Below are 12,262 nucleotides of genomic sequence, written 5' to 3' on the forward strand. Positions count from 1 at the left end.
GCCGCACGTATCCCTTATTGGGGTGCGCACGCGGCAATCCGGCGGCGGGACGGCGGTACGCTGCCCACGGAGCGGATGGGGTTCAGCCGCAGCGACGGAGCGTCTATGGCACGGAAGCACGGTGACGAGGCGTGGCGGCACCTGACCCGACGGCTGCGGCACGTGCGGGGGAGTCTGCGGCGGCTGCTGGTATTGCGGCTGGTGGGCTGGCTCGTGGCCGCTGTCGTCGCCGCGATCATCCTGGTCGTGCTCGGCGACTACGCCCTGCGTCTGCCGGCGTGGGCGCGAACGGCGCTGTGGATCGGCGGCCTGGCGGCCATCGGCTTCGTCGTGGCCCGCCGGATTGCGCCCGCCGTCCGCGTCCGCCCGGCCCTCAGCGATCTGGCGCTCCGCATCGAGGCCCGCGAGCCCGGCCTGCGGGGGCGGCTGGCGAGCGCAGTGGACCTCGGCCGGGGCGGAGACGCCGCACGCGCCGCCGACCTGCTCGAGAAGGTGGACCAGGCCGCGCTGCCCGACCTGCTGCGGCGTCGGCCGGCGTACGCGGCCGCGGCGACGGCGATCGCGCTGCTGCTGCTCGGCGGCGCGATGGTGGCCGCGCGGCCCGGCGGTGCGCAGCTGGGCCTGACACGGGTGCTCGCGCCCTGGGCCGGCGCCCAGTGGCCTTCGCGGACCGCCATCGCCATCGCGTCCATCCCCGAGCACCATCCATTGGGCGCGCCGCTGGCGATCCAGGGCCTGCTCACGCGGACCGATGAGGCCGAGGGCCGCACCCGCGTGTTCGCGTGGTACAGCGTGGAGGGCGATAGCCCCACGCGCGTCGCGCTCACGAGCCAGGGCGCGCAAGACGACGGCGAGCTCTTCGAACGGCTCGTCCAACCGGCCGTCGACGCACCGCGGTCGACCCAGTCGGTCGCCGTCGACGTGTGGCTCGAGACCAAGGACGACCGCACCGAACCCGCACGGGTGCTGCTGGTGCGGCCACCGGCGGTCGTCGAGGGCTCGGCGACCGCCCGCGCGCCCGCGTACGCGGCGCAGGCCACGGGCGGCTCGGTGCTGGGACTAGGCGGTTCGGCCGAGTCCACGCCGCTGGAGTTCGGCGTGGAGGCCGCCGCGGCGGTCGGCCCACTGCTGGCGGCGTCGACCGTCGAGGTCGGCGTGCGATTTAGCAAGCCCGCGACGCTGCGGCTCGCGAACGCGCCGGAGGGCGTGGACGTCCGCCCGCACGACGACGGGCTCGGCGCCACGCTCGCGCTCGCACCCGAGGCGCCGGTCACCATCCTGGCCGAGCTGGCCGACGAGTTCGGCATCGCCTCGACGAGGCCCGTCTCCATCTCACTGGACGTAATCGCCGATGGCGCGCCGGCGGCCACGGTGGTCTCGCCGGCGCGGGACGAGGCCGTGCTCGCGACGGCCGTCGTCGACGCGGCGGGCGAGGCCCGCGACGACGTGGGGCTGGCGATGCTCCGGCTCGAGGTCCAGCGGCTGCGTCCGCCGATCGATTCGCTGGGCGCACCGCCCGAGCCCGACGGCGAGCCCGCGACCCTCGCGGCCGCCGACCTGATCGACGCACCCCGCGAGGCGCGGGCCGCAGCGCCGCTCGACCTGTCGGCCCTCGGGCTGCGGGCGGGCGACGAGGTCTGGCTCTCGGCGATTGCCGCCGACCTGGGCGCGGGCGACGAGATCCGCTCGACGCCCCGCAAGCTGCGGATCATCGAGGAGGACGAACTGGTCGAGCAGCTCCGCGGCGAGCTGGCGGCGATACGCGAGGCGGCCAAGCGGATCGACGCCGCGCAACAGGAGCTGATCGAGGCGGCCGCCACGGGCGAGGACGCGGAGCGGCTGGCCGACGAGCAGGCCGAGCTCACCCAGCGGCTTGCTCGCCAAGCGGCCGACCTCCAGGGCATCACGAGGCGGGCGCAGCGCAACGGCGTGGACGACGCCGGCCTGGCCGAGCTGGTCTCCCGCGCGGGCGACCACCTGGCCGAGGCAGCGACGCAATCCGAGCGCGCCGAGGCCGCGCAGGGCGCCGCCGACGAGGCCCGGGACGCCGGAGACGAGCGGCGGGCGGAGCGGGGCGAGCGCGACGCCGAGCGGGCCCGCGAGCGCGTCCGCGACGAGCTGGGCGACCTCGTGGGCCTGCTCTCCCGCGACGAGGACGAGTGGCTCGCGCGGCGGGACCTCGAGCGGCTCATCGAGCAGCAGCGGGAGCTGCGCGAGCAGACCCAGGAACTCGCGGCGCAGACCATCGGCCGCTCGATGGACGAGCTGACGCCCGAACAGCGGTCGGCTGTCGAGCGGATCGCCGAGCGGCAGGCCGAGCTGGCCGAGCGGGCGCAGCGGGCGATCGATGGGCTCGCCGACCAGGCCGAGGCCGTCGCCGAGCGGGATCCCGCGCGGGCCCGGACGCTCCGCGAGGCCGCCGAGCGGGGGCGCGAGGCCGAGGTGCCCCGCGAGCTGCAGCAGGCGGCCGAGGAGGCGTCCCGCAACCAGCTCTCGAACACCCAGCAGCGGCAGGACGCGGCGCTCGACGCGCTCGAGGACGTGGCCGAGCGGCTCGACCAGGCGCGCGAGGACCGCGACCGCGAGCTGCGGCGGGTGCTGGCCGAGCTGGCCGACGCCATCGAGCGGCTGGTCCGCCGCCAGCAGATCGAGCTGGATCGGCTAGCCGCGGCCCAGGCGTCGGGGAGCTTCATCGGGCTCGACGCGGCGATGATCGGGCTGTCGCGGGACACCGCCGCGCTGGCCGTCGAGCAGGCGGCGCCCTACGAGGGCCTGCAATCGGTCGAACGGCTGCTGCTCGACGCCGCCGACGCGCAGGACGAGGCCGTCGCGGCCCTCCGCGGCGCACCGCTGGACGACGCCGCGGCGGTCGAGGCCGAGACGCGAGCGCTGGAATTGCTGCGATCGGCCCTCGCCGAAGCGCAGCGGCTGGAAGAGGAAGCAAGGCAGCGGGACCTCGAGCGCCAGCGGCTCGCATTGCGACGGGCCTACGCCGCCGCGCTGCAGGCCCAGACCGCGCTGCGGGACGAGTCGGCCACCTTCGTTGATCGCGAGCTGACCCGCAAGCAGCGAATCCTCGTGCGGCGGCTCGGCGACCGGCAGCGGAGCATCCGCGCCGACCTGGCGACGACCCGCGCCGAGACCGAGGGCCTCGACGAGGCCGCCGCCTTCTCGCTTGCGCACGACCGCATCGATCGCGCCGCCGACGCCTCGGCGGAGGACCTCGAGGGCGGCGCCGCGGACGCCGGCACGCTGCGATCGCAGCAGACGATCATCGTGGTGCTGCGCTCGCTGATCGAGGCACTCGACAGCGCTTCGACGCCCTCGGAAAACGAGTTCGACCGCGCGGCCCAGGGCGGCCAGGGCGGCGAGCAGACCGGCGACCAGGGCGAGGATGGCGTCGTGCCCCCGCTGGCCGAGCTGCTGCTGCTGCGGGCGATGCAGGCCGAGGCCGCCGACCTGACCCGCGCCATCGACGAGGGGCAGGCCGACGCGGACCTCATCGGCGAAGCCGGGCAGCTGCAGCAGGAACTCTCCGACGCGGCCGCCGACCTGGTCCGCCGGATGTCGGCGCCCGGCGGAGCCGCGCCACAACCGCAAACGCCCGCGGGCTGGGAGGGGCTGGGCTTCGCCGCGACCGTTGCAGCGCGGATGCAGGATCAGCCCGCCACCGACCCCCAGCAGGGCGGCGAGCCATCCCACGATGACCCGCCCCAGGATGACCCGCCCCGGGACGATCCGCCCCGGGACGATCCCGAGGACGATCTACTCGATCTCTTCGGCGAACCGAGCAGCGTGGCGCCCGACGGGGACCTCGACCGCGCGCTGGGCGGGGCCGCCGGTGGCGCGTTCGAGCGGGCCGTCGACCTGATGCAGCGGGCGGCGCAGCAGCTCAACGACGAGCGGGCCACGGGCATCGCCACGCAGCGGGTGCAGGAGGACGTCCTATCGACCCTCGACCAGCTGATCGAGGACGCCCGGAACCGGCAGAACCAGCAGAGCAGCTCGTCCCAGCAGCAGCAGCAGCAGCAACAACAGCAGCAGGCCCCGCAGCAGCAACAGCAGCAGGGCGAGCAGGGGCAGCAGGCCGCCCCGAGCGATCCCCAGGGCGTCAACCCGCAGCCGCAGCGGGGCGGCAACCTGCTGCCGCAGCCCGCGTCGGGCGCAGCGTGGGGGGCCCTACCGCCGCGCGTGCGGGACGCGCTGCGGCAGAGCTCGAGCGACTCGTTCAGCGCCGTCTACCGCGCCATCACCGAGGCCTACTACCGCCGGCTAGCCGAGGAGGCCAACCGATGAAGGCTGCGTCGCACGTGCTGGCCAGAGCGATCGGGGCGTTGCTCGCACTCGCGGCAGCCACACCCGCGCAGGATGCCGGCGGCGCGCAGGACGCCCCGGCCGCGGGCGAGCCGGCGGCCGAGATCACGCCCGAGTTGGACATCGCCATCGACCGCGGGCTCCGCTTCCTGGCCGAGCAGCAGAACGAGGACGGCTCGTTCGGTGACGGCAACTGGGGGCGGGGCGTCGCCGTGACGTCGCTGGCTGGCCTCGCGTTCATGGCCGACGGCCACACGCCAGGCCGCGGCCGCTATGGCGAGCAGGTGCGGCGCGCACTCGAATACGTGCTCGATCGATCCAGCGAGAGCGGACTGCTCGCCGACGACCAGGCGCCCAGCCCCATGTACGGCCACGGCTTCGCGGCGCTGTTCCTCGGCGAGGTCTACGGCATGGCCGGCGGCGACCCCGAGCTCAACGAGCGGCTGCACGAGGCGGTCGTCAAGGCCGTGCGGCTCATCGAGCGTTCGCAGAACGAGGAGGGCGGCTGGCGGTACAACCCCGTGCCCAACGACGCCGACGTCAGCGTCACCATCTGCCAGGTGATGGCGCTGCGATCGGCCCGCAACGCGGGCATCGAGGTCAGCAAGGACGTGATCGACGACGCCGTTGAGTACGTCAAGAGCTGCCAGAACGCCGACGGCGGCTTCCGCTACCAGCGACGGCCGGGCCGCAGCGCCTGGCCCCGGTCGGCCGCGGGCGTGGCGACGCTCTTCTACGCGGGCGAGTTCGCCGACGAGTCCATCGACGACGGCACGAACTACCTCCTCCGCGAGGCGCTGCCCGGCCGCGGGCTGCGACGGGGCTATTTCTACTACGGGCACTACTACGCGGTGCAGGCGATGTTCCTGGCTGGCGGCGACGCGTGGCGGATCTGGTGGCCCGCCACCCGCCGCGAACTCATCGAGATCCAGGACGCCACGGGCGCGTGGCCCGACCGGAGCGTCGGGACGGCTTATGGGACCGCGATGGCGCTCATCGTGCTGCAGATGCCCAAGCGGTATCTGCCCATCTACCAGAAGTAAGCGAGACTGTCGACGATGCTGGGGACGCTCATTCTCGCTGCGCTACTGGCCGTGCAGGCCTCCACCGACGCCGATGGGCTCGACCGCGTGCTCGTCGACGCCTCGCTCGAGCGCCGCGCCATCGGCGCACCGGTCTTCGAGGGCGACCGCGTCCGCTTCCTCTCGGCCCGGGGCGAGTCGAGCCTGCCGATCGACGGCGGCGTCATCGCGATCGCCGACGCCTCGGGCGTGGCCCCCGAGCCGCGGGGCGCGTGGGTGGAGCTGATCGACGGCCAGCGGATCGTGGGGTCCCCGCCGCTGCCGGGCGACGCCGACGCGCGGCGGCCGGGCAGCGAGGACACGCTGGCGTGGTCGAGCCCGCTGCTGGGCGAGCTGGCGTTGCCCATCGAGGCCGTGCAACGTGTCGTGCTCGACGATTCGGCGACCGCGGCCCCGCTCGATGAGCTGGCCGACGTGCTGGTGTACGTCAACGGCGACGTGGTCCGCGGCATCGTCGAGGAAATCGGCGACGAGGTCGTCGTCGACATCGACGGCATGGTCGACCGCGTGCCGCTCGCCTACCTGACCTCGTTCTCGCTGGCCAACCCGCCGCGGCCGCCCCGGGGCACGCGGGTGTGGCTGGCCGACGGATCGGTCGTGCAGGTCGATCGGCTTCGCTCGCTCGCAGACGGCGTGCGGCTGGATCCCAGCGAGGCCATGCTCGCCCGCGACACCCAGCCGCCCCCCCCGCTGCGCCCGGGCGAGGTGCTGGCGGTGGCCTTCGAGAGCGGCAACGTGGTGCCGCTGGTGCGGCTGGGGCTGCCCGAGATCGAGGCCGTCGGCGGGCGACGCTGGGCGCCGCCGCCCAGGGCGGGCGACGCCGACCGCGCACTGCTCGGCGCCCCCGCGATCGAGATAAGCGGCCCCACCGAGGCGTCCTGGACGGTGCCCGCCGACGCGCGGCGGCTCTCGCTGCGGGTCCGCCTCCGCCCCGATGGCCGCACCTGGGGAGACTGCCTGGTGCGGGTCTCGGTGGACGGCATGGCCGAGGGTGCGAGCGTGGTCCGCCTCTGGGGTGAGCGGCCCGAGGCCGACTTCGTCGTCGACCTGCCCGGCGGCACGCCGCGGACGCTGCGGCTGGCCATCGAGGCCGGAGAACGCGGCACCATCCAGGACCGCGTGCTGCTCGACGGGCTGGTTCTCACCGGCGGCTGAATCCGGGCCGTGGGCGGGCGGATCGGCGTGGCGCGGGAATGCCATGATGGCCCCGCGCAAAAGCGCGCAGTTACTGGCCGGACCGAAAACCTGATGTAACTTGCTGCTGGAGTTGCAGGGAGGCGCGGCCCGCCGCGCCCGAATTGCTGCGCAATGGTGCTGCGTGGCCTCGCGTCTGCACGGAGCGAGGGGGATGTGATGTTGGGACGCTCGGCTTTCGGTGCGGTCGCCGCGCCCCTGGTGTGCGCTTCGGCCGCGATGGGCCAGATCGCCGACAGCGGCATCCGCACGATCGAGGCGGGCGAGACCACGAGCATCGCCCTCAAGGCCTTCTCGCGCACCCAGGAGCTGATCGTCCATGGCAGCGAGCGCGACATCGTGCTGGACGAGGACTTCCGCTCCATCGGTCCGCTGCTGGGCGGGCCCGACGTCGTCGAAGCCCGCTGGAGCGAGATCCGCGGCTTCGGCCAGAACGTCGTCCAGGTCGACCTCAGGACCCGCGACGGGGGCGCCTTCGTGCCGCCCGATCTGCTCGTCGGCGGCGACGAGGCCGAGTTCATCGGCTGGGAAGTCGGCGCGAGCAACCCCATCGAGTTCCTGCCCTTCGCCGGCGAGATCGAGGTTATCGAGTACAAGATCTTCGTCAGCGAAGACCAGGGGCTGACCTTCAGCGTCTTCGACCTCACCTCCTCCTTCCTCAATCCCTGGGATGGGGTCGACATCGGGCGGACGCTGCCGCTCCGCACGCCGCTCGGGACGCCCGAATACAACTTCATGATCATCGAGTACACCTACGAGTACACGATCCCGGCTCCGGGGACGATCGCGGTCCTGGCCGGCCTGGGCCTGGCCGCGCGCCGGCGTCGCTGATCGCCGGTCCGGCCTTCTGGCCCGACCTTCCGGGCCGCCGCCCCGGTCCATCGGCGTTCGCAGGGGCGGTATAGTCCCGCATGCACGCGATCCAGAGGCTGCTCGTATTGCTGATGCTGTGCGTCCTCGCGACGCCCGCGGCCGCGCAGCGCGTCGAGATCGAGCTGCTCGACGAGGGCTGGGTGAACGCCGAGCGGCCGCCGATCGACGCCGACGAGGCCTTCCTCCGCGGCGCGTACGCCATGGTGCTCGACGGTCGGCACGATCGGGCGAAGGTCGTGGTCACCCGCTGGCTGAACGAGAATCGCGGGCTGGACAACCAGTGGACGCCGCTCGCGCTGCTGATCCGCGGCGACGCCAAGCTGGCCGACGACGACGAGTACGAGGCGCTCTACGACTACGAGGAGATCGCCAACAACTACCCGGGCAGCCCCGAGTACATCAAGGCCGCCGAGCGCGAGCTGGACATCGCCGTGGCGTACCTGGAGGGCAAGTTCCGCAAGCTCCTGGGCCTGCGGGTGCTCAGCGCCCGCCGCGACGCGGAGGAGCTCCTCGTCCGCATCGCCGAGCGGCTGCCGGGCAGCCAGGTCGCCGAGCGAGCGCTGCTCGAGCTCGGCGCGTTCTACCGGCGCACGGGCGAATTCGAACTCGCCCGCGAGGTCTACGGCGTCTTCCTGCAGACCTTCCCGACGTCGCCGTTCTACCGCGTCGTGCTGCTGGCCCGCATCGAGGCCACGTTCGCGGAGTACAACGGCCCGCAGTACGACGGCTCGGGCCTGCTGGAGACCCGGGCGCTGCTCGATGAGTACGAGGATCGCTATCCGGGCGACCTCGCGGTAGAGGCCGAACTGGATGCGCTGCGCGTCCGCATCGACGAGAACCAGGGCCGGCAGATGCTCAGCTCGGCCCGCGTGTACCTGCTCCGAGGCGAGCGGGCGGCGGCGCGGTACGTGCTGCGGCGGCTCGTGGCGGCCCACCCGCGGACGACGGCGGCACGCGAGGCCATCGCGATTCTCGACGAGCGGGGCTGGCTGCGCGAGGACGTGCGGTGAGTCGCGCCGATCCGCGCACGTTGCTGGCCGCCTGCGCGATCCTCGTGGTGTGCGTGCTTCCCGCGGGATGCGCGCGGGATCCGCTGGGCGGCTACAGCTTCGCGTCCTCCTTCGATGAGCGCATCGAGTCGATCTCGGTGGCCGTCTTCGGCAACGAGACGTTCTTCCCGGGCGTCGAGAGCGATCTGACGCGGTCGCTCATCCGCACGCTGCAGCGCGATACGCCATGGCAAGTCACGTCGACGCAGACGGCGCAGACCCGGCTGTCGGGCACGATCCGGAGCCTCGACATCGATCGCCTGGCCCGGGACGACGAGGCGGGCATCACCCAGCAGGCCGCCGTCACCATCACGGTGGACTTCGAGTGGATCGACGCCGCCACGGGCCGAACTCTGGTGCAGCGGCGGGGCCTGCGGGTCACCGAGTCGTTCGTGCCGGATTCCACCGAACCGATCGATATCGGCCTCACCGCCGCCGCCGAGGAGGCCGCCGACGCGATCGTCGCGGCGCTGCGGAGCGGCTGGTAGGCGGCGATATCGGGGCGGGAATGCCCGTTTCGGTTCGGGAGTTGGTCTGGGCCGCGAACCAATCGCATCCTCTGCGCATCTAGACTGTTGGCCGTCTGGCCGATGCGATGATGGTCGGCCGCGAGCCCGCCGGGCGCACGGAGAACGAATGCTTCGAATCGCGATGAGCCAGAAGGAAGAGCCGGAGAACAACGGCGGCCCCAAGCGGGCGGGCCCGCAGCAGGGCATGGCCCCGCCGGGTCGCTACTTGGTGTTCTTCGTCGCGGTGGGCCTGCTCGTGGTGCTGCTAGCGGTGCTGTTCAACAGCGGCCGCGGCACACCGATCACCCTCGGCCAGTTCCAGGCGCTCTACGAAGACGGCAAGATCGACCAGAACTCGGTGATGATCCGCGACAACGCTGTGACGGCCGTCCGCTTGCCCGGGCCCGACAGCCAGTCCCGGACCACGGTGCGGATCGACCTGAACGCCGCCACCCGCGAGACCGTGGGCCGCGAGGTGATGGTCATCACCGACGGCAACGCGCGGATGCAGCAGAGCAGCAACTGGCAGCTCTACGTCGTGCTGCTGCTGCCCGTGGTCATCCTGACGATCCTGCTCATCCTGTTCGTCCGCGGCCTGCGGGGCGCGGCGGGCGGCGCGGGCATGCTGGGCAGCTTCGGCAAGAGCCGCCACCGCGTCTTCAACAAGGAGATGACCGGCGTCAACTTCAAGGACGTCGCCGGCATCGACGAGGCCAAGGACGAGGTCTCCGAGATCATCGAGTTCCTCAAGAATCCCAAGCGGTTCACCAAGCTCGGCGGCCGCATCCCCCGTGGCGTGCTGCTCAACGGCCCGCCCGGCTGCGGCAAGACGCTGCTGGCCAAGGCCATCGCCGGCGAGGCCGACGTGCCCTTCTTCTCGATCTCCGGCTCAGACTTCGTGGAGATGTTCGTCGGCGTCGGCGCCAGCCGCGTGCGGGACCTCTTCAAGCAGGCCAAGGACAACGCACCCTGCATCGTCTTCCTCGACGAGATCGACGCCGTCGGCCGCCGCCGCGGCGGGGGCTACAGCACCGGCGGGCACGACGAGCGGGAGCAGACGCTCAACGCCATCCTGGTCGAGATGGACGGCTTCACCGCCAGCGACGGCGTCATCGTCATCGCCGCGACCAACCGCTCGGACGTGCTGGACCCTGCGCTCGTGCGGCCGGGCCGCTTCGACCGCCAGATCGCCGTCAGCCTGCCCGACCTCAAGGGCCGCCTCGAGATCCTCTCGGTGCATGCCAAGAAGGTGAAGCTGGGCCCCGACGTCGACCTCGAGAAGGTCGCGCGGGGCACGCCGATGTTCAGCGGCGCCGACCTCGCGGCGATCGTCAACGAGGCCGCCATCATGGCGACCATGCAGGACAAGGAGTTCATCGAGCACGAGGACCTCGAGGAAGCCCGCGACAAGGTCAAGTTCGGCCGCGCCCGCAAGAGCCGCGTCCGCGAGAAGGACGAGAACAGGCTGGTCGCCTACCACGAGGCCGGCCACGCCGTGCTCCAGGCGCTGCTGCCCGATGGCGATCCGCTGCACAAGGTGACCATCATCCCGCGAGGGAGCGCGGGCGGCGCAACCTTCAGCCTGCCCGAGAAGGACCGCATGGGCTACGGGCTCAAGTGGCTTGGCGCCACCCTCCGCGTGCTGTGCGGCGGGCGCATCGCCGAGGCCCGCGCCATGGGCGACATGTCCAGCGGCGCCGCCCAGGACATCGCCCAGGCCACCGAGCTGGCCCGCACCATGGTCACCGAGTGGGGCATGAGCGACAAGCTGGGCTTCATGCGGTACGCGGGCGTCGACGCACGCGAAGCCTACGTGCCCGACAAGGACTACTCCGACCAGACCGCCGAGCTGATCGACACCGAGGTGCGGCGGATCATCGACGAGGCCTACGCCGACGCGAATGGCATGCTCGACGAAAACTGGCGGAAGGTAGAGACCGTCGCCGAGGCGCTGCTCAAGCACGAGACGCTGACGGCCGAGGAGGTCCACCTGCTCATCAGCGGCGGCTCGCTCCGCAAGCCCACGGTCTCGGATCTGCTGCTGGCCGACCCCACGCCCAGCCGGCCGCCCGCCCCCGCGGTGGACGAGGACGACGGACCCGAACTCGCCGGCGGCGCCACGCCCAGCCCGGCGTAGGCGAGGGCCACGGAAGCTCGGTGATCGCGACGGGCTCCCGAGCAGTGCCCCGTCGCAGCGACAGGGAGTTGGCCTCGTGGATCTTTCCGCGGCCTCCTTCCGCCTGCCAAGTTGACACCGCCGCCGGGCTCCTGCGATGGCCTGGCACCACCGGGGCTCACCTTCATGGCCAATGGAGGCCCCGGGGATCGGGCACGCGGCTTGTTAGCCGCTGGTCGTGGTCTCCAGCGATCCCCCATATGGCACCGCCGGCCGCTGCGCCAACCCGCGGCTGAACCTGCTGCTCAGCGACGCCAGCCGTCCCGAGCAGTCGTGGGCCGATCGCCTGCCGCCGCTGCTCGAGCCGATGGGCGTCCGCACGCTGCGGGCCCGCTCGGGCACGGAGGCCACCCGGGTGCTGGCGGCCAACCCCGTGCACATGGCCGTCGTCGACCTCGCGCTGCCGCTGGACGAGCGGTCGGCCGAGGACGGCGGCCTGCGGCTGCTGGAGCTGCTCCGCCGCTCGGAGAGCCCGCCGCCCACGATCGTCATCCGCCGCGCCCGGACGACCCGCGAGGCCACCCGCGAGGCGGCCCGGGCGCTGATGGCCAACGCCTTCGCCGTGATCGATCGGCCGAGCCAGCACCGCGACGTCGAGCTGCTGCTGGAGGTGCTCCGCCGCGTGCTGGCGAGGCACTACCGCGGGCAGTGGCCCGGGTCCACGTAGCAGACGACAGTCCACCGAACATCAACACCGGAGCACCGCCCGCCGCGTCGGGCCGAACGAGGAGTTACGACCGATGGCCACCAGGACCAAGAAGAAGATCGGCATCCGCCCGCTGCACGACAAGCTCATCGTCCGCCGCGACGAGGCCGAGACCCAGACCGCCGCGGGCATCTTCCTGCCCGAGAGCAGCAGCGAGCGGCCCAAGACCGGCATCGTCGAGGCCGTTGGTGACGGCACGCTCAACATGGAGACCGGCGAGCGGGTGCCGCTGACCATCGAGGTCGGCCAGCGGATCATCTTCTCGAGCTACAGCGGCACCGAGGTCAAGCTCGACGGCGACGAGCTGCTCGTGCTCAGCGAAGCCGACGTGCTGGCGATCGTCGAGGATTGAGCAAAAC

Annotated in this window: 9 protein-coding genes; all 9 read left to right on the forward strand. The window is 72.5% G+C overall.

Annotation, left to right across the window (positions count from 1 at the left end):
- The first annotated feature begins 105 nt into the window (after positions 1–105).
- The 9 genes from AAFX79_11815 (at position 106) to AAFX79_11855 (ending at position 12,255) form a co-directional block, all read left to right on the forward strand.
- Positions 106–4,296 (forward strand): hypothetical protein, encoded by a 4,191-nt coding sequence (locus AAFX79_11815; protein ID MEO1009243.1) that lies wholly within the window; start codon positions 106–108, stop codon positions 4,294–4,296.
- Positions 4,293–5,357, forward strand: a complete 1,065-nt coding sequence (locus AAFX79_11820; GenBank protein ID MEO1009244.1) for a prenyltransferase/squalene oxidase repeat-containing protein — start codon at positions 4,293–4,295, stop codon at positions 5,355–5,357. Before AAFX79_11815 ends, AAFX79_11820 begins: the two co-directional genes overlap by 4 nt.
- 15 nt (positions 5,358–5,372) lie before the next feature.
- A complete protein-coding gene (locus AAFX79_11825; GenBank protein MEO1009245.1) occupies positions 5,373–6,551 on the forward strand; it encodes a hypothetical protein in 1,179 nt (392 codons plus the stop codon).
- Positions 6,552–6,749: 198 nt separating this feature from the next.
- Positions 6,750–7,421 (forward strand): hypothetical protein, encoded by a 672-nt coding sequence (locus AAFX79_11830; GenBank protein MEO1009246.1) that lies wholly within the window; start codon positions 6,750–6,752, stop codon positions 7,419–7,421.
- An 80-nt stretch (positions 7,422–7,501) separates the two neighbouring features.
- On the forward strand, positions 7,502–8,473 hold the full coding sequence (locus tag AAFX79_11835) for a tetratricopeptide repeat protein (GenBank protein MEO1009247.1): 972 nt from the start codon (positions 7,502–7,504) through the stop codon (positions 8,471–8,473).
- Positions 8,470–9,000: an LptE family protein gene (locus AAFX79_11840; protein MEO1009248.1), complete on the forward strand. Its 531-nt coding sequence runs from the start codon at positions 8,470–8,472 to the stop codon at positions 8,998–9,000. Before AAFX79_11835 ends, AAFX79_11840 begins: the two co-directional genes overlap by 4 nt.
- Positions 9,001–9,163: 163 nt before the next feature.
- Positions 9,164–11,158 carry an ATP-dependent zinc metalloprotease FtsH gene (ftsH, locus tag AAFX79_11845; protein MEO1009249.1) on the forward strand — a complete coding sequence of 665 codons (1,995 nt, stop codon included), beginning with the start codon at positions 9,164–9,166 and terminating at the stop codon, positions 11,156–11,158.
- Between the two features lie 217 nt (positions 11,159–11,375).
- The gene (locus AAFX79_11850) at positions 11,376–11,864 is read left to right on the forward strand and encodes a hypothetical protein (protein ID MEO1009250.1); all 489 of its coding nucleotides are present in this window, start codon (positions 11,376–11,378) and stop codon (positions 11,862–11,864) included.
- 73 nt (positions 11,865–11,937) lie between these two features.
- Positions 11,938–12,255 carry a co-chaperone GroES gene (locus AAFX79_11855; GenBank protein MEO1009251.1) on the forward strand — a complete coding sequence of 106 codons (318 nt, stop codon included), beginning with the start codon at positions 11,938–11,940 and terminating at the stop codon, positions 12,253–12,255.
- Positions 12,256–12,262 lie beyond the last annotated feature (7 nt).

The sequence above is a fragment of the Planctomycetota bacterium genome, from assembly GCA_039819165.1.
Taxonomy (GTDB): Bacteria; Planctomycetota; Phycisphaerae; order Phycisphaerales; family UBA1924; genus JAHCJI01.